20 protein-coding genes and 1 riboswitch are annotated in these 16,435 nt (G+C 54.9%); of the genes, 12 read left to right on the plus strand and 8 right to left on the minus strand.

Going from position 1 to position 16,435, the window contains the following annotated elements; genetic code table 11:
- Positions 1-16: 16 nt before the first annotated feature.
- Both AC4FIC_RS13505 and fur read right to left on the minus strand, forming a co-directional pair.
- Positions 17-502, minus strand: a complete 486-nt coding sequence (locus AC4FIC_RS13505; RefSeq protein WP_100258237.1) for a TlpA family protein disulfide reductase — start codon at positions 500-502, stop codon at positions 17-19.
- A 140-nt stretch (positions 503-642) separates the two neighbouring features.
- The gene (fur, locus tag AC4FIC_RS13510) at positions 643-1,050 is read right to left on the minus strand and encodes a ferric iron uptake transcriptional regulator (RefSeq protein ID WP_227003698.1); all 408 of its coding nucleotides are present in this window, start codon (positions 1,048-1,050) and stop codon (positions 643-645) included.
- A 133-nt stretch (positions 1,051-1,183) separates the two neighbouring features.
- Between fur and AC4FIC_RS13515 the strand changes: the two genes are divergently transcribed.
- Positions 1,184-1,423, plus strand: coding sequence for an outer membrane protein assembly factor BamE (locus AC4FIC_RS13515; RefSeq protein WP_158524400.1), 240 nt, complete (start codon positions 1,184-1,186; stop codon positions 1,421-1,423).
- Between the two features lie 9 nt (positions 1,424-1,432).
- On the opposite strand, the gene AC4FIC_RS13520 is transcribed toward AC4FIC_RS13515, so the two are convergent.
- The 3 genes from AC4FIC_RS13520 to AC4FIC_RS13530 are packed head-to-tail and all read right to left on the minus strand — an operon-like array spanning position 1,433 to position 3,566.
- The gene (locus AC4FIC_RS13520) at positions 1,433-1,741 is read right to left on the minus strand and encodes an RnfH family protein (protein WP_273283781.1); all 309 of its coding nucleotides are present in this window, start codon (positions 1,739-1,741) and stop codon (positions 1,433-1,435) included.
- A gap of 23 nt (positions 1,742-1,764) precedes the next feature.
- A complete protein-coding gene (locus AC4FIC_RS13525; RefSeq protein ID WP_273283779.1) occupies positions 1,765-2,196 on the minus strand; it encodes a type II toxin-antitoxin system RatA family toxin in 432 nt (143 codons plus the stop codon).
- On the minus strand, positions 2,193-3,566 hold the full coding sequence (locus AC4FIC_RS13530) for a hypothetical protein (RefSeq protein WP_100258241.1): 1,374 nt from the start codon (positions 3,564-3,566) through the stop codon (positions 2,193-2,195). Before AC4FIC_RS13530 ends, AC4FIC_RS13525 begins: the two co-directional genes overlap by 4 nt.
- 98 nt (positions 3,567-3,664) lie before the next feature.
- Between AC4FIC_RS13530 and AC4FIC_RS13535 the strand changes: the two genes are divergently transcribed.
- Positions 3,665-4,318 (plus strand): hypothetical protein, encoded by a 654-nt coding sequence (locus AC4FIC_RS13535; RefSeq protein WP_100258242.1) that lies wholly within the window; start codon positions 3,665-3,667, stop codon positions 4,316-4,318.
- Positions 4,319-4,337: 19 nt separating this feature from the next.
- Here the strand turns inward: AC4FIC_RS13535 and AC4FIC_RS13540 are convergent, their stop codons facing one another.
- Complete coding sequence (locus AC4FIC_RS13540) at positions 4,338-5,093, minus strand: sulfite exporter TauE/SafE family protein (RefSeq protein ID WP_100258243.1); 756 nt, start codon at positions 5,091-5,093, stop codon at positions 4,338-4,340.
- A 165-nt stretch (positions 5,094-5,258) separates the two neighbouring features.
- Between AC4FIC_RS13540 and AC4FIC_RS13545 the strand changes: the two genes are divergently transcribed.
- Positions 5,259-5,957 carry an SDR family NAD(P)-dependent oxidoreductase gene (locus AC4FIC_RS13545; RefSeq protein ID WP_476194530.1) on the plus strand — a complete coding sequence of 233 codons (699 nt, stop codon included), beginning with the start codon at positions 5,259-5,261 and terminating at the stop codon, positions 5,955-5,957.
- A gap of 43 nt (positions 5,958-6,000) precedes the next feature.
- Entirely contained in the window at positions 6,001-6,357 is a 357-nt protein-coding gene (gene folX, locus AC4FIC_RS13550) for a dihydroneopterin triphosphate 2'-epimerase (protein ID WP_100258245.1), read from the plus strand.
- A gap of 52 nt (positions 6,358-6,409) precedes the next feature.
- Here the strand turns inward: folX and folE are convergent, their stop codons facing one another.
- The gene (gene folE, locus AC4FIC_RS13555) at positions 6,410-7,051 is read right to left on the minus strand and encodes a GTP cyclohydrolase I FolE (protein ID WP_273283774.1); all 642 of its coding nucleotides are present in this window, start codon (positions 7,049-7,051) and stop codon (positions 6,410-6,412) included.
- A gap of 166 nt (positions 7,052-7,217) precedes the next feature.
- Positions 7,218-7,351, plus strand: a riboswitch (cobalamin riboswitch).
- Between the two features lie 31 nt (positions 7,352-7,382).
- Here folE and AC4FIC_RS13560 point away from each other — a divergent pair.
- The 5 genes from AC4FIC_RS13560 (at position 7,383) to AC4FIC_RS13580 (ending at position 12,887) form a co-directional block, all read left to right on the plus strand.
- The gene (locus tag AC4FIC_RS13560; RefSeq protein WP_100258247.1) at positions 7,383-8,312 is read left to right on the plus strand and encodes an ABC transporter substrate-binding protein; all 930 of its coding nucleotides are present in this window, start codon (positions 7,383-7,385) and stop codon (positions 8,310-8,312) included.
- Positions 8,313-8,322: 10 nt separating this feature from the next.
- Positions 8,323-9,363 carry a FecCD family ABC transporter permease gene (locus AC4FIC_RS13565; RefSeq protein WP_100258248.1) on the plus strand — a complete coding sequence of 347 codons (1,041 nt, stop codon included), beginning with the start codon at positions 8,323-8,325 and terminating at the stop codon, positions 9,361-9,363.
- Positions 9,360-10,610, plus strand: a complete 1,251-nt coding sequence (locus AC4FIC_RS13570) for an ABC transporter ATP-binding protein (protein WP_100258249.1) — start codon at positions 9,360-9,362, stop codon at positions 10,608-10,610. The genes AC4FIC_RS13565 and AC4FIC_RS13570 overlap by 4 nt, the downstream gene beginning before the upstream one ends.
- Before the next feature lie 136 nt (positions 10,611-10,746).
- The gene (locus AC4FIC_RS13575; RefSeq protein ID WP_227003699.1) at positions 10,747-12,090 is read left to right on the plus strand and encodes a magnesium transporter; all 1,344 of its coding nucleotides are present in this window, start codon (positions 10,747-10,749) and stop codon (positions 12,088-12,090) included.
- On the plus strand, positions 12,087-12,887 hold the full coding sequence (locus AC4FIC_RS13580) for a hydratase (RefSeq protein ID WP_100258250.1): 801 nt from the start codon (positions 12,087-12,089) through the stop codon (positions 12,885-12,887). The genes AC4FIC_RS13575 and AC4FIC_RS13580 overlap by 4 nt, the downstream gene beginning before the upstream one ends.
- On the opposite strand, the gene AC4FIC_RS13585 is transcribed toward AC4FIC_RS13580, so the two are convergent.
- Positions 12,884-13,231: a DUF3024 domain-containing protein gene (locus AC4FIC_RS13585; protein ID WP_287438829.1), complete on the minus strand. Its 348-nt coding sequence runs from the start codon at positions 13,229-13,231 to the stop codon at positions 12,884-12,886. The genes AC4FIC_RS13580 and AC4FIC_RS13585 overlap by 4 nt on opposite strands.
- A 116-nt stretch (positions 13,232-13,347) precedes the next feature.
- On the opposite strand from AC4FIC_RS13585, the gene AC4FIC_RS13590 reads away from it, so the two are divergent.
- The 3 genes from AC4FIC_RS13590 (at position 13,348) to AC4FIC_RS13600 (ending at position 16,351) form a co-directional block, all read left to right on the plus strand.
- Entirely contained in the window at positions 13,348-14,559 is a 1,212-nt protein-coding gene (locus AC4FIC_RS13590) for a threonine aldolase family protein (RefSeq protein ID WP_273283766.1), read from the plus strand.
- A gap of 183 nt (positions 14,560-14,742) precedes the next feature.
- Entirely contained in the window at positions 14,743-15,132 is a 390-nt protein-coding gene (locus tag AC4FIC_RS13595; RefSeq protein WP_100258253.1) for a DUF2750 domain-containing protein, read from the plus strand.
- Positions 15,133-15,226: 94 nt separating this feature from the next.
- The gene (locus AC4FIC_RS13600; protein ID WP_100258254.1) at positions 15,227-16,351 is read left to right on the plus strand and encodes a peptidase M42; all 1,125 of its coding nucleotides are present in this window, start codon (positions 15,227-15,229) and stop codon (positions 16,349-16,351) included.
- The last annotated feature ends 84 nt before the right edge of the window (positions 16,352-16,435 follow it).

Consider the following 16,435-nt stretch of genomic DNA (forward strand, 5'->3'; position numbering starts at 1 on the left):
GCGCGCGGCCTAGGGCCTATTGAGCCGCCAACTCCAACAATAGTGCCTTGGTTTTGGCCTTGCCGGCGAAGCCGGCCTTAACCGTGTGCACAATGCCGTCCTTGCCCACTATATAGGCAGTCGGGAATCCCTTGGGTTGAAAGAACTCGACTATTTTTTGCGTGCGATCGGAGACATTCAAGAAATTGACCGGTGTTTTAAGAAGAAATTTATTCGCCAAGGCCACGTCTTCATCGGTGTTAATACCGAGGAAAAACACATTAGTGCCCTGCAGTTCGGTGTTCAGTTCGCTCAGTATAGGGAAGGACTCCTTACAGGTGGTACACCAACTGGCCCAAAAATCCACATAGAGCACCCGGCCTGTCAATTGAGCGGTATCCAGCACCTTGCCATCCAGAGTGGGTATTTTGAACGCGGGGAAGGCATCGCCTTCTTGGACATCGGCAAAACTTAATCCTGCGAGTATCACCGAAAACAACCAAACCGTTAACTGCTTATGCATCTGCCCGATCCTCAAAATGATTAGCCGTATTGACCGTTAGCAGAATTATAGCCGTTGAACCTTAATATTACCTGAAACGCGTCACACAATTGGCCAAGACAGTTTTGCTCAGCGGTGCGCCGACGGCGGCAGGTTGCTATTCACTCGGCCTTTTTGACGTAGAGGACAAGGCTGTGGCCGACGATCGTTAAGCCATGCTCAGCCGCTATCTGATGCTGGCGTTGCTCGATCAAGCTGTCGACAAACTCGATCACCTCACCGGTCTTGATATTGATCATATGGTCGTGGTGATCGTCGGTCGCCAATTCATAGATGGCATGGGTGCCATCGAAGTTATGCTTGGTGATTAGGCCGGCAGCTTCAAACTGGGTTAAGACCCGATAGACGGTCGCCAGGCCAACGTCCTCACCGGTCTCCTGCAGGGCTTTGTATATATCCTCGGCACTGAGATGGCCACTATCATTGGTTGCAAACATCTGCAGGATTTTCACCCTCGGCAGGGTGACCTTAAGGCCCGCATCTTTCAAATCTTGATTCTGTGTCGCCACCTTCTCGTCTCCGAATAAATGTGTACAATGTCCGGCATCAATTACCGCGAACAAAAGGATGAATTCATTGCGCGCCAGACTATCAAACTTTGGGTTACTGTGCCTAGTTGCATTCGCACTCTCCGCCTGTGGCATGTTACAACCCTACCAAGCTGAACTTGGTCAGGGCAATGTGGTTCGGCCCGAGCAGATCGATCAGCTGATTATCGGCCAGACCCCCGAGCAGGTGACCTTTATCTTGGGCAGTCCGCTGTTGACAGGTGAGCAAACCCAGGTGCGCTGGGTCTATCCAATCTATGACTCGGCAACCGGCTTTTCCAATCTGATCATCTACTTCTCGGCCGGACGGGTTGCCAACATTGAACAAAACTAACCCGATCACCTAGCCCTTAGGGGATTGCGCTTTCTCGCCCTTGGTTTTAGCCGCGCGATTCAAGCGTGCCTGCTTAGGGTCGATAGTCAGGGGGCGGTATATTTCAATACGGTCACCAGCTGCTACCAGCTGAGCCTCCGGCTGGGCTACCTTACGCCCGAACAGCCCAAGCGGGGCAATGCTGACATTCAAGCCAGGAAAGGTCTTAGCAATACCGCTGAGCAGCACGGCGCTGCGCAAATCGGTATGCTCAGGCACCGAAAGCGCCAGAACCAGCTGCTGTTCGGGTGTTGCATAGGCCACTTCTATTTCGATCATTGCATGCTCCTTAACACTTTTGCTTAGGGTTTCAGGTCTTGGGCACGCGCCACAAAGGCACTTACCATGGTGTCCGCTAACTGTTTGAGCATCAGGCTAAAAGCCGCTGCTTTAAGGCCCTGGCTGGCATGAAAGCTTAGGTCAAAAGTGACCTTGCAACCGGCATCACCCAATGGCTTGATTTGCCATAGTCCCGTTAGACTGTCCAGGGGTCCTTCGACTAGATTCATTGCAATCGAGAGCGGGCGTACCAGGGTATTACGGGTCACCAAAGTCCGTTCGAATCCGGCTTTGCGCACGGTCAACTCGCCCAACATCTCGGTGGAACTGGCCTCAAGCAGGCGAGTCGCGACCACACCCTCGAGAAACTGAGGATATTGTTCAATATCGTTAATCAGGTCATAGAGTTGTTCGGCAGAAACCAAGACTAGGGCGGAGCGATGTATTTCAATCATATGCGGGGAAGTAAGGCTCTATTTTTCACCCAATAGTAAAGGCGAAATATTAGTAAAATGGCACATACGCAGGCCAGCGCCTGGTATAGATCAATCGCAATCAGGCTCACTGTGGCGCGCACGAATACTAACCCAAGCACTAACGGCACGACAAATTTTAATACCAGCCGCCAAAGAAAATAACGCAGGCCGCCGTGCGGATTGACCTGCAGCAATACCCGATTGGGCCAGACCACCCAGCCAATCCAGAGCGCAATAGAAGCCGTAATAAAGGGAATAATCACCCCCTGACTGAGCTGCTGCACATAGTGATATACCGGCTTGCCGTACCAAATTAAGGGCGAATCTGGGTCATGAGAATAAACCAAGACACCACTCAAGGCGACGACCGAGGCGATGGTGCCCATCAGTAACCAGCGCCGACCTGGAACGTGGCGTTCCTGGGTAACCAACAATAGCAGGGGCAAACTGCTAATACTGCCCACCAAAGCGGTAAAAAATAGCCAGACGGCAATCGGAAAGGGTAACAGAACGGTATCTGACAGACTGGCGGTCAAGGCCCGTAACAGTGTACCCACGTCCAAATTGGCGACGGCCTGGGCGCTAATCCACTGCCATGAAATGGCGAGCATGGCCATGCCATAAAGCACGTCAAATGCCTGAACACCGATAATAACGCGGCCGGTCGGTAAACGATCGGACAGATTGGTGCCGACCACATACCAGATCAATAGCCCAGCCATCGATGAGGTTAGGGCGTGCTGCATGGCCACTAATAGATCCTCCACAGACAGCGCCGGCCAGGCCATGTCCAGCAGCATTCGACCAATACTCGGTAATGATAGGACGATAAAGAGCGCTACTAGGGGTACGACGGCTAGGAAAATCGCCGCGATCACGCGCCAGGCCAGTCCACCGAGCATGACCAACAGGACGCCCTGCACCACGACTAGGATCATGATTCGGCTGATGTCTTGATTTTGAGCAAACCAGTAGAGATTCTGATCGAGTGGCTTTAACGACAGCAGATCGCCCTGCAGACCGTCGAAGCCGAACATAAGGGCCCAGGATGTATTAAACAAATTCGTCGCCATAACCAAGATAATGGCGGTCAACAGAATTCCAAATAGAACGCGCGTTGTCGTCTTATTGAGGATTGAAAAGGAAAATTCGAACGGAGTTACTCGATAGAGGCGACCCGCTACCAGCTCAGCCTGCAGCACCGGCAGGATAAACAATAGCTTCAAGACGGTATAGACCGCCAAGAAACTACCCTGACCGTGATCGGCCACCAGAGTCGGCAGTATCAGGCCGTCCGACAGGCCAATTTGCGTACCTACTAGCAGCGCCAGCAGTAAAATTAGATTCACGTAAGAGTTCCCGTCGGATTCATCACAAGGTTCCCAGCTTTAAAGCCAACCTGCTACGCTAGGCTATACTCTAGTAAGTTCATGAAGATAGATAGTTTATGGCCGAACAACAGTACGATCTCTTTTTCCGGGGCGACCTGGTCGACGGCTTTTTCCGCGACTTCGTCCAGGCCGACCTGCAAGTCCTCTTAAAGGCCAATGATGCCTATATGGCAAGGCTCTTTTCGGGTCAAGAACAGCTGATTAAGCAGCAGGTCGATAAGGCCACGGCCATTAAGTACCAGACGGCTTTTAAGCAGGCTGGTGCTAAGTTAATTGTCCGGCCCCATCAGGCGGCCAACCGGACGGCGCCAACAACATCTGTGGATGACGCCAAAGCGGAGCCGCCCGTCGCAAATAATACACTCGGATTCACCGACAGCCAATCGGGTGAAAATGACCCCGATCTAATAGAACAGCACCAACCGCCCCTACAAGCGCCTGTCATCGTTCCAACTTGGGATTTAGCGCCACCCGGGGTCGACCTGGGCGTGGCTCGCGGCTTTACCCCGACCCTTGTCGATACCAGCGCCTTGACCGTGGCCTCGCTCGGCGCGGACCTGTTGTTGCCAGACCGGTTCGAGTCGCCGATCCCCAGCGTCAATACCGATGGCCTAAGCCTAGCCCCCGTCGGCGGCCTGATTGAGACGTTGACTGGGCAAGCACCCGAGGTGAAGGTCGATATCGGTCATCTGCGCGTCGAACCGCTATGAAAAAGTAGGTCAGCCAAAATTAGAGCAGTGCAGCAATACTGACTACAACCGTCATTACAAACAACACCCATTTCATCACCAATGGGCTAATGTTTAAGGCTAGACGCACGCCGATAAGACCGCCCGCCATGGTCGCCGACGCCAAGATAAGACCCGGCACCCAGACCACCTGGCCGCGCCAAATAAAGAGCGCCAAGGCCACGCTGGTAAAGGTACCGGTACAGAGGATCTTGAGCGCATTGGTGCGCACCAGATCGTAGCGCAGCCCACCGGCGATCACAGCGATCAGGACAAAGCCGACCCCGGCCTGGACAAAACCACCGTAGACACCCGACAGCAGCAGCAGCCACCAGGACTTGCTCCAGCGCACCAGAGCCTGGGGTTGTTCATGAGCTGAGGGAAAGACCATGCCGGGACGAAACAGCATCACCAACGACATACTGATCATAGTGGTCAACAAAATGGGCTTGAGCAGGGTGGCCGGTAGGTAAGAGGCAAGTATTGAGCCGATCACCCCGCCCACTAATACCGGCACAAACAGCCCCTTGGCGCCCTGCATCGGCAACTTACCGTGCCGGGAAAAGCTGCGCAGGGTGACCATGGTGTGCATGATAACCCCGACCCTGTTGGTCGCATTGGCCATATCTGCTGGCAGGCCCATGATCATTAGGGCGGGTAGGGTCAGGTTGGATCCGCCACCGGCCAAGGTATTGATAATGCCAGCGATCAGGCCAGTGCCTAACAGCAGGCTCACGGTTATTACGGTAATTTCCATAAACTAGGTCGTCTAAATCGGGACGACACGTTACCAGCCCTCAAGGCGGCACGCCATAGCACCTTTTGCTTAGTCGCACGGGTCTACTCTTTGGCCATCCAATCTATTGCCTTATTCGTACATTCAACCGATTATGTTTTCAATCACTTCAGCTTTGAGGATTCTATGCCACATGCACTGATTACCGGCGGCAGCCGCCGGCTCGGCTTATATCTGACCGAACACCTGTTGGCCGATGGCTGGCAGGTCACGGTGTTGACTCGCAGCAGCAGCGCCGAACTGGACCGCTTGCGTGGCGAGCGCCTTAATATCGTCACGTTGGACTATTATCAACTGGATCAGATCAAGACCTTTTGCCAACAAATTGCCGCCCAACCCCTGGATCTATTGATACACAATGCCTCACTCTTTGTCGGCGGTGTCGACACCGGTTCGAGTGAAGCGTTCGGCCAATTGTTTCATATCCACATGCAATTGCCCGCGTTGCTCAACACCGAATTGGCCGCCGCCTTGGCGCGTTCAGACAACGGTAATATCATTCATATGACTGATATCTATGCCGAGAACCCCAATTCAGACTATGCCCTCTATTGCGCTACCAAGGCTGGCTTGGAGAATCTATCGAAATCTTTTGCCAAGCTGCTGGCCCCGCAGGTACGCGTCAATTCGATTCAACCGGGCGCGCTAAAATTCTTACCAGATCATAGTGCTGAGAGTAAAATACAGGTGCTCAAAGATAGTCTGTTACCCCATGAGGCTGGCTTTGAACCGATCTTCCAAACCGTACAATATTTATTGGCCAACAGCTTTATCACCGGCACTGCCATCAAGGTTGACGGTGGCCGTTCGATCAGCCGCAACTAATTCATTATCCGCCGCAAACAGCAACCTAACCAACGGGACAGACATGACAACAGCCATCATTAACATCAAGAATCTGCGCTTACGCACCTATATTGGTTTTAATCCGGAAGAGCTGCAAAAACAGCAGGATGTGATTATCAATGCCGAAATTCACTATCCAGCCGATTTGGCGTGCGCCACTGACAGTGAAAATAATGCCGTCAACTATAAGGTGATCACTAAAAAGATGATCGCTTTGGTGGAAGAGGGTCAATTTAAACTACTGGAGCGTTTAGCGGCTGACCTGCTGGCAATTGCCCATGAACACCCCGATGTCAGTTATGCCAGCGTGTCGGTTGATAAACCGCACGCCTTGCGCTTTGCTGATTCGGTGTCCATTACGATGACCGGCAAGAAATAACAAGAGGCTATATGATCAGGCCCGAACGGGCCTGACGTCAGAGCGGAACATGTTAGCGGACAAAATCCCGACGCAGGTCACGATCGGTCAAAAACTGCCCCCCCAGCGATAGCGTTTCAGTGCTGGAATGGCTATCCATCACGCCACGCGCCTTAACACAGTAGTGGGTGGCATTGATCTTCACGGCCACATCTTCAGTATCCAGTAGCGTTTGCAACGCCACCAATACCTGCTGATTCAACCGTTCTTGTACCTGAGGTCGCTGCGCAAAGAAACGCACTATGCGATTTATTTTCGACAATCCGATAATCCGCTGACCCGGGATGTATGCCACGTCTGCAAAGCCATCAATGGTCACAAAGTGGTGTTCGCAGGTACTGGTCAGCTCAATATCGCGGATCCGAATCATTTCAGTCGCAGACATCTTATTTTCAATAAGAGTTATTTTTGGGAACTTGTTGTAGTCCAGCCCTGAAAATATTTCATTTACATACATTTTGGCAATTCGATGCGGCGTTTCCGCCATGCTGTCGTCGGTTAGGTCCAACGCCAAAGCACCCATCACCTGATGCATCAAGCCTTCTATCTTTTCAATCTGAGCCGCGGGGGTTAATTTCTGCTCCACCACGGGCGTTTCCAAACCCAATTCGAGGAGCCTTTTATGGACCGCGTGCGCTTCTACTGATATTGCCATGGGTTGTCCTTTACTGATGAGGATACCGACCTGGCGCCAGATCCTATTGTCGTAATATGAGTGTCATAATATCACAGAGCCTTTCATTCTTATCCATAGGCCTTATAGGGACATTAGGCACACCCCAGTAGGCGAGAGTTTCCCTAACTGGGCGGATTTCCGGTTGACTTGCCCGATCTTTCGCTGTCAAATCCGCGTTCGTTCATACGGAATGCGGTGTAAAACCGCAGCGGTCGCGCCACTGTAATTGACAGTTCTTGGGTCATCAGCCAGAAGACGTGAACGAAACAAACCCTATTTTATTACTGTACGCGCCATACAGGAGATTCAGATGCCTTTAAATTTGACTATAGTTGCAGTTTTTGCAATTTTTTTCTTCGCCGGGCCAATTAGCGCCGAGACGGCCTACCCCATTAGCCGTATCGATGGCATGAATAAGACGATAAGGCTGGAGCGTGAACCGCAAAATATATCCTCCAAAACTCTCTTTACCGATGAGGTCCTAACCGCCATTCTGCCGAGCAACCGCCTGACCAGCATCACCAGTCTAGCCAGTGATCCAAATTACTCCAATATTGCCGATCGCCTGCCCAAGGGCGTGGCCCAGCTCGATTTTTACGTTGAGCCGATCCTCAACAACTTTCCCGACCTGGTCTTTGCCGCCAACTGGAGCGAGATCAACAAGGTCACTCAGCTGCGCCAAGCCGGCATCCAGGTTTATCTGGTTAATACCCCCTTTACTTTGGCGGCGATCGAAGCTGAAATTACCAAGCTGGGCGAGCTGCTCAATCGCAGCACGCAGGCAGCTGACTTGATTGCTAACATGCAAGGCGACCTAGCCTCACTGGCCGAACAAAAGGCGGCCATCGAACGGCAACAATGGGTTGCTCTGGACTATAACAGTTGGGGTACCGCTAGTGGTGCAGACACTACTTGGCAGGCCATTCTAGATGGCGTGGGCCTGATCAACGGCACAGCCCCTTATGAGCAGGGTGACTTTGGTCAGGTCGCCATGTCGAAAGAATTGATCATCAAGATCGACCCCGACGTCCTCTTCTTGCCCGGCGGCCTCTATGGCGCAGATCCGGCCAGCAATACCTTTTACCAACAAGTTATTAACGACCCGGCCCTGGCAGATGTGCAGGCGGTTAAAAATCGACGGGTCTATGAAATTCCAGGCGCACTGCGCGGCACCTACAGTCACCATATAGTTCGCACAATTCGCTATGTCAGCGACCAACTCAGCCACGATCTACCATAGGCGGCCGGCAATGTTAGGCATGTTTCGACCCACCTTGATCGCTGCATTACTAGCCAGTGGCCCCCTCCTCTTGCTGGCCTATCTGGCACTGGGCGCCGTGGCGTTGCCGATCGGTGAGCTGCTGTCCGTGATCAAGTATGCCTTGTTGGGCGACCTCGATAGTGCGCGCGAGCTGTTTCCGCGCACCAGCGCCATCCTGCTGCACATTCGCCTACCACGAGCTTTGGCTGGGCTATTGGCGGGCAGCAGCCTGGCTATAGCCGGCGCGGCGATGCAGGGCTTATTTCGAAATCCGCTGGCCAGCCCCGATATATTGGGCATCAGTGCCGGCAGCAGCCTGGGCGCCGTCTTGGCCATTACCACCGGCACCGCGCTGCTCCATCCATTGGTTTTACCGGCCTACGCCATCGTCGGCGCCTTAATCAGTGCGGCCCTGATCTACGCCCTAGCGTTGCGCTCGGAGGCGGGCCAGCAATTGCTGTTTATCATCTTGGCTGGACTGGCCTTATCCAGCCTGCTCACCGGCGCCACCTCTGCGGCCCTGTTGCTCGCCGAACAATATGAGATCAGCCAGTTTATTTTTTGGACCATGGGCGGACTGGAAGGCCGGATGTGGCCGCATGTACTCTGGCCGGCACCCTTTTTAATACTCTTTGGCAGCCTGCTGATCCGCCTGGCCAAGGCTTTGGATTTGATTTCCTTGGGGGAAGAAAATGCCCACGGCATGGGGCTCGATGTCGAACAGACGCGCCGCCGCACCCTGATTCTCTGTTCCGTGGTGACCGCCCTAGCCATCGCAATTGCCGGACCCATTGGCTTTATCGGCCTGATGGTGCCGCATCTGGTGCGGCTACTGTTTGGCCCCAATCACCGCTTACTATTGCCCCTATCTGCCTTTATCGGCGCCTGGCTGGTACTGGCCGCCGATCTGATCGGTCGCACCCTAATAGCGCCCCATGAGATCAAGGTCGGCATTATCACCGCCGTGCTCGGTGGCAGTTACTTTATTTTCCTAATAGTTCGGTTACAGCGACAGGGGAAACTGGCATGAACGCGCCGCTCTTATCGGTCCAAAAGCTCGGCTTTTATCGCCAAGATCGGGCCCTATTGCGCGACCTCAGCTTTGCCCTGGAACCGGGCGAACTGGTCGGTGTAATCGGCCCCAATGGCGCGGGTAAAAGTACCCTATTGAAGCTCTTGGTCGATTATCACCAACCGACCGAAGGGCACATTAGTCTATCGGATACGCCCTTGGCGTCGTTGAGCCATCCCGAACGCGCCCGACGCATCAGTTATATGGCACAACATTCGGCCCCGTCGTTACCCTTTCTAGTGCGCGATGTCATCGCCCTCGGCGCCCACAGTCGGCAGGCGAGTCAGATCCCGTCAGCCCAGGTGCTACGCAACGACGTGGCCGAACTGGCCGAGCAACTTGAATTGACCCATCTGCTCGACCGAAAGCTCACCGAGCTGTCTGGGGGTGAGAATCAGCTGGTCCAGTTTGCTCGTATCCTGATGCAACAGGCCCCGCTGATGTTGTTGGATGAGCCCACCGCCAGCCTGGATATCGGCCATGAAGCGCAACTCATGAACCTGTTGCGGCGCCATTGCGAGCACCAACATTCCGCCTTGGTGGCCATTCATAATTTAAATATTGCCGCGGTATTTTGTGACCGCTTGCTGCTCTTGGACAAGGGGCGATTGATTGCCAGCGGTACGCCGGAGCAGGTGATCACCCAGGCCAATATGGCCCAACTGTATCAACAGCAGGTCACGGTCAGCCAACATCCGGTGACCGGCACGGTCACAGTACTGCCGGTAAAACAGGCACCCATAGCGGTGCCCCTGCATGTTCATCTGATCGGTGGGGCAGGCAGTACGGTCGCCTTGGCGCGTTGGTTGTTGCAACGCGGCGTCACGGTGAGCGGCGGCATCGGTCATGAACAGGACTCCGACACCGACTTCTGGACGGCCACCGGTATGCGCCATATTGCGGTGCCCGCCTTCGCCCCAATCGATCAAGACGCGATCGACCAGGCCCAGGCCATGGTTGAATCGGCCGATCTGACTATCGTTTGCGATTTCCCAATCGGCGCTATGAATGAGGGCAACCTGATCCTGGCCGGTCACGCCAAACTGCTGTGGTTATTGCAGGAAGACGCTGAAACCGCGCATCAACGCTTTTATAGCGAGGCTCAAGCCAAGGACTTCGCGCAACTGCAACAACAGGGCGTCCGGCTGACGGCCTTGGCAGCCATCGAACAATTGACCGGACGCATCGGCGAGCTGAGCGCGTAGCACAGCAAAGACCTGCACAGGGCTATACTGAAAATGACACGGGGACATATCTTTCCGCCTCGATAGCCCTATAATCACTCTTTTTCGACCGGCGCTGCATTGCTTGCAACGCCCATGTTAGAAGGATGCCCTGCGCTTGGCCGACGAATTTTTGAATCCAGTTGACGACACCATTGATGTACAGAGCCAGGAGCAGGAAATGCTCATTGGCAGGATGTTGGTGCATCAAGAATTTGACGACGTCGCGTTAATCCTTGAATCGTTGCCGCTCGATAAACGGCTCGAGCGCTGGGCAAAAATACCGACCGCCAGTCGTCTAAACATTCTTGTGGTAATGCGCGGCGATCCGCGTGAAACATTGCTCGACGCCATGTCACTCGACGAGCTGGATGCCTTATTCCAAGAGATGGACGCCGAGGATCTGGTTGAGTTGGCCGACTCCTTGCCGAATCGCTTGGTCGATCGGGCTTTACAGGCAATGGATTCCAAGCAGCGCCAATATTATGAAGGGGCGCAAAAATACGCCGATGAGCTGGCCGGGCACTGGGTCGATCACAATCAACTTATCTTGCCGCAAAACGCCAAGGTGCGGGATGGGTTGCGCCTGTTGCGGCGAGAACTTCCCGACCATGTCGACGCCGTATTCCTGATCAATCGGGCTGGGCATTTTTCCCGCGCGGTCCATATCGGCGATATTATCGGCGCCCCCGACCATGTGCCCTTAACCGACCTGAGTGAGCCAGACCCGCACGAATTTTTAGTGATTGCGGCATCCGACAGCGCCGTCGACGCGGCCTTTCGGGTCCAGAAGAGTGGCTACTCAGCCCTACCCGTGGTCGATGCCCAGGGTCTGCTGCTGGGCCGCATGGATGTACGCACGGCCAGTGAAATCGTCAATGAGTATTACGAAGGTCAGATCATGGCCGGCGCCGGTATGGATGAAGATGAGGATCTGTTCTCGCCGGTGGTCACCAGCGCAAAGAACCGCGCTTTTTGGCTCGGCATCAATCTGTTAACGGCCTTCGCCGCCTCTTGGTTTATCGGCCTCTTTACCATCACATTGCAGGAAATTGTCGCCTTAGCGGTTTTGATGCCGATTGTCGCCAGTATGGGCGGGATCGCCGGTAGCCAAACCCTCACCCTGATCATTCGCGGTTTGGCGCTCGGCCAAGTGACCAAAGACAACCGCCGCGCGCTGCTTAAAAAAGAGCTCAGCGTGGGCGGTTTGAATGGCATTATCTGGGCCATCACCGTGGGTATCATCGTTTCGATCTGGTTTGCCAATCCGATGATTGGCGTGGTGATTGCCCTGGCCATCCTGGTGAACATTTGCGCCGGTGCGCTGTCCGGCGTGGTCATCCCGATCGTGCTCAGTAAACTCAAATTGGATCCGGCCCTATCGGGCTCGGTGGTGCTGACCACGGTCACCGATATAGTCGGCTTTGTCGTCTTCTTAGGTTTGGGATCGTTAATTCTATGACATACCCTGATATACCGCACGGCCAAGCAATAGACCGTGAAACGGCCAGATCGGCGGCGGCCCTCCTATTAGCGGGGCGCGCCACCCAACAACCCATGGCCCGCTTACCCGATGCCATTCGACCGCACAGTCTGGCGGCGGCACTGGCCATTCAGCGCGAGGTAATTGCTCAGCAGTCCGATGCCGTCGCCGGTTGGAAATGCGCGCTGCCCAGTAAGGATAAACTGGTGCTGGCGCCGATTTTCGCGCGCACCGTTTTTCGCGGCTCGACCTGCACAGTAGAGCCCGAACAAGGACGCGCCCTGGTTGAGCCGGAAATTGCCTTTGTGCTGGGCGCTGATTTACCGGCACGCGCGGCCGCCTATACTCCAGCCGAGATCGATGCCGCCGTAGGCAGCTGCCATATGGCATTGGAATTGGTGCAACAGCGTTACGCCGGCGATGCCCAGGTTGGCTTTCTCGATCAATTGGCCGATGGCCTGCTCAACCAGGGTTTGTTTTTGGGTCCGGTTATTGACCGTGTCGCGGCTTACCAATGCATGACCATGACCATCCGCTTTGAACTGCCGGAGCAGACCCAATCCTTGGCTGGCGTGCACCCGAATGAATTGCCGCAACGGCCGCTCTATTGGTTGGTCAATTATCTCAGCCAGAGCGGTGTCGATTTGAGCGCCGGCCAGGCCATTATCACCGGCACCTATGCCGGGCTGATTGAGATGCCGCTGGCGACACCGATTCAGCTGCACTATCAGGGTTTGGGCCAGTGCGGCCTGACGATCGAAGCAAGATCGCGCTAGCCGTAAAAGCAACCGTGACTGTCCTCATCGACCAGTTTGATGAAGTCATCTAATTGTCGGACGATTGGGTGCGAGTCGTAACGCACCCATTTCAGATCGGCCCGTTGCCAATAGATTTTCCAGCACTGGTCTTTTTTAACAAATACGGCCTTAGCCAAGCCGCTTTCAAGCCTAAGAGCAGGATCGCGCGGGTCGGCCCGAGTCTCGAACAATTCAACGCTTTGGCCGCTTATTCGATAGTCTATATCGAACTCATGACGCAGATGTGCCGCGGGCCGCTTGAGCACTAGGTATTGGTCCAGGACCCGAGCACAACGTTTGAGTTCAAATTCACTGATCGTCACCGTGCGTCCTCCGGGTTAAGTCAGATTCCAATCCTAATTCCAATCGGCCGTTCATGGCAACGCATTTGCTACTGGTTCAGTGCTAGCTTAATGGTCTGAACGGAAAAAAAATCGTCGTGGCTCTGGTCGTGGCTCAGGCCGAGCTGCTAATCTATGGCCGATTGGACGGTGGCGTATTTCAAGCTGAATTAGCGATAACATCCGACCGGTCCCTACCCGCCAGCCCGGCGGTTCAACCAACCCAAGAGAAGGATCTTAGTATGTATTTTGGCAGTGATAATCAAAGTGGCGCATCCGATGCGGTCTTTGCCGCATTAGCACAGGCGAATCAGGGTATCTCCGCCGCCTACGGCGACGATGAGTGGACCCAACAGGCCGTTCGCGCGATTCAAACTACCTTTGACAGCCCGGCCGAGGTGTTCTTTGTCAGTACCGGCACGGCAGCGAATGCTTTAGCGCTGGCTTGCATGAGCTCGCCTTGGCAGATCATCCTGTGTCATGCCCAGGCGCATATCCTGAATGATGAACTGACCGCGCCGGAGTTTTTTACCGGCGGCGCGCGCATGATTGGGCTCGACGCCGGGCGCGAAAAACTCAGCCTGGAGACCCTGAGCCAATACCTCAGCCAGGGCTCTGCCCACCCGCCACACAATGCCGAGCCGGCGGTCCTGAGCCTGACCCAGGTCACCGAATCGGGTCAGGTTTACAGCATCGAAGAGCTGGCCGCGCTGTGCGCTGTGGCCCATCAACATGGCCTAACCGTCCATATGGACGGCGCGCGCTTTGCCAATGCCGTGGCCGGCTTGAACTGCCATCCGGCGGCCATCAGCTGGCAGGCAGGAGTCGACGTACTGAGCCTCGGCGCGACCAAAAACGGCGCTCTCAGCGCCGAGGCCATCGTGTTTTTCAATCGTCCCCTGGCCGCTAATCTGGTGCCCCTGCGCAAGCGTTCCGGTCACCTAGTGTCTAAAGGCCGTTGGCTTGGGGCGCAATTCAGTGCCTGGCTTAACGACGGGCACTGGCTCGAGCTGGCCGCCCATGCCAACCGCATGGCCACCTTGTTGGAACAGGGTATGGCGGCATGCCCGGCCAGCCAGGTCATTTGGCCGGTCGCCGCGAATGAGGTCTTTGCTATTTTGCCGAGCCCAGTGATCGAACAGCTGCGCGCTCAGGGTGCAGTTTTTTATCAGTGGCCGCGGCATTTTGTGCCCAGTCACTTCAACCTGAGCGAGCACGATGAGGTGGTCCGACTGGTCACCTCCTTTCGCACCAGCGAAGCAGATGTCACGACCTTCCTCGGCCACCTGAACGCCGCCGAGCGAGGCTAACGCCTGCGTCGGCTCAAGGCCGCGATTCCAGATCGCGGCCACTCTATGGTCCATTGCTTGCGCTCCAGATTGATGCGGCTCACGAGTCTTATTATCGGCCCATGGCCGTGACGAAAATCTTGCCTCGACCTTGGTCAAGCACCACGGCATAATCGCCGCTTTCTTGCCTTAGAGTAGTACCCTATGACCGCACCTATCGATCAGACCCTATTAGCCCAATTGGAAACTCAAGCGTCGGATAAGCGTTACGATTATCTGGTGCAGCAACTGATCGCACGCGGCGAACTGTGGATCTTGGTTGGCGACGGCGGCAGTGTGTTGTTAAACAGCGATGGCGACGACTGCGTCCCGGTCTGGCCGCACCAAAGCAGCGCGAGCGCTTGGGTCAAGGACGAGTGGGCCGACTGCACCGTCACCGCCATCAGCCTAAGCGATTGGCAAGCGCGCTGGACCGAGGGTCTGCTGAGCGATGGCCTGAGCCTGGCCGTCTTTCCCAACCTCGACGAAGAGGCCTTGGTGGTCAGCCCCGATGCCTTTGATGAAGATATTTATGACGCCGTATCGGCACAGTAACGTAACTTATTGAACGCGCCACCGGGGCCGCTAATCGGGCGGCCCCAGTGAGTCCGCCCACCCAGACCTGATCACTACCGATAGAGCCATGCCGATGCCGACCTCGCAAACGAACACCAACCCTTTAACTGAACTCAGCGCAGCCACTTTGCCGGCGGCCTTTATTGACCTGCTCGCCCTATTGATGCGCAGTCCATCCGTGGTTGGCGCAGAGCATTCCTTTTGCCGTGTGCTACAGCGCGAATTGGAAGAGCGCGGCGCTACCGTAACCTGGTATGAAGGGCTACTGGTCGCGCAGGGCAAACAACCGGATTCTCTCTATCTGGCCGCCCATATGGATCGCCACGGATTAATCTGCACCGGGCCGAATGAATTTCAATTTGCCGCCTTCGTCGCTGGGGCCCGCTCCGATCTGCTCGGCAATTCGGTCAGTGAACAGTTGATGCGCAAGGTGGTTGACCGCTTTGACGGCGAACAGGTCTATGCCTATGAACCCTGGTCGGGCACCTATCGTGGCAAAGGCACCATCCAAGAGGCCCATATTTGCGAATATCGCAACAACCTGATTTTTTCCGTCGCCGGCTTAGAGCATCTTATCGCGGGCACCCCGGTGGCCTTTCTTGATAAGTTGCGGGTCACCGATGAGGCGTTGGTCGGCCAACTCGATAATGTGCTCACCGTCGCCGCACTGGTCTATTTGTTTGAGTGTGGCTTTCAAGGTACTGCCTTCTTTACCGCTCAGGAAGAGGCCGGTAAAAGTTGGCGCTATCTGCTGGAGTGGTTTCGTCGTTTCGGCGGTTCGACCAACCAACTGATCGTAGTCGACACCAGTCCCTTTCCCGATTTCGCCAGCGCCCAACAACAGCAATTGGTGTTGCGCAACAAGGACGCGAACGCCCAATTCAGTGCCGAACTGACCGCTCAACTGGCGCAAGTTTGCCACCAGCTGGCCATCCCCATTCAATACAAGGACACCTTTGTTGAGGCACAAAATAACCTGCTGGTTGCGCAGGGCCTGCCACCAGGTTCCTTAGGTTCCACCGAAATGGGGCGAATCATTGCCGCGTCTAAGGGCTTGGTGATTGGCACAACGGTACAGATACCCACATCGGGTTATCATACCCTGTCGGAAACGGCACCAAAAGAAGCGGTAGCGGCCTTTCTTAAGGTCATGTCCTATCTGGCCAACGTGCCGGCCAGCGCAGTAAATGCTGATTGATAAGCCTTTAATCGATAAAGACCGGCTTCATTAATCCATTACCCACAGGTTGCCATTGCGACCTGCCACACAGGGGTCCGAACC

The sequence above is a fragment of the Reinekea sp. genome, assembly GCF_982785585.1.

Bases quoted from the DNA above. Each gene is read 5' to 3' on its own strand.
- AC4FIC_RS13505 (WP_100258237.1), bottom strand. From the start codon at position 502: ATGCATAAGCAGTTAACGGTTTGGTTGTTTTCGGTGATACTCGCAGGA.
- AC4FIC_RS13515 (WP_158524400.1), top strand. From the start codon at position 1,184: ATGTTACAACCCTACCAAGCTGAACTTGGTCAGGGCAATGTGGTTCGG.
- AC4FIC_RS13520 (WP_273283781.1), bottom strand. From the start codon at position 1,741: ATGATCGAAATAGAAGTGGCCTATGCAACACCCGAACAGCAGCTGGTT.
- AC4FIC_RS13525 (WP_273283779.1), bottom strand. From the start codon at position 2,196: ATGATTGAAATACATCGCTCCGCCCTAGTCTTGGTTTCTGCCGAACAA.
- AC4FIC_RS13535 (WP_100258242.1), top strand. From the start codon at position 3,665: ATGGCCGAACAACAGTACGATCTCTTTTTCCGGGGCGACCTGGTCGAC.
- AC4FIC_RS13540 (WP_100258243.1), bottom strand. From the start codon at position 5,093: ATGGAAATTACCGTAATAACCGTGAGCCTGCTGTTAGGCACTGGCCTG.
- AC4FIC_RS13545 (WP_476194530.1), top strand. From the start codon at position 5,259: ATGCCACATGCACTGATTACCGGCGGCAGCCGCCGGCTCGGCTTATAT.
- folX (WP_100258245.1), top strand. From the start codon at position 6,001: ATGACAACAGCCATCATTAACATCAAGAATCTGCGCTTACGCACCTAT.
- folE (WP_273283774.1), bottom strand. From the start codon at position 7,051: ATGGCAATATCAGTAGAAGCGCACGCGGTCCATAAAAGGCTCCTCGAA.
- AC4FIC_RS13560 (WP_100258247.1), top strand. From the start codon at position 7,383: ATGCCTTTAAATTTGACTATAGTTGCAGTTTTTGCAATTTTTTTCTTC.
- AC4FIC_RS13565 (WP_100258248.1), top strand. From the start codon at position 8,323: ATGTTAGGCATGTTTCGACCCACCTTGATCGCTGCATTACTAGCCAGT.
- AC4FIC_RS13570 (WP_100258249.1), top strand. From the start codon at position 9,360: ATGAACGCGCCGCTCTTATCGGTCCAAAAGCTCGGCTTTTATCGCCAA.
- AC4FIC_RS13580 (WP_100258250.1), top strand. From the start codon at position 12,087: ATGACATACCCTGATATACCGCACGGCCAAGCAATAGACCGTGAAACG.
- AC4FIC_RS13595 (WP_100258253.1), top strand. From the start codon at position 14,743: ATGACCGCACCTATCGATCAGACCCTATTAGCCCAATTGGAAACTCAA.
- AC4FIC_RS13600 (WP_100258254.1), top strand. From the start codon at position 15,227: ATGCCGACCTCGCAAACGAACACCAACCCTTTAACTGAACTCAGCGCA.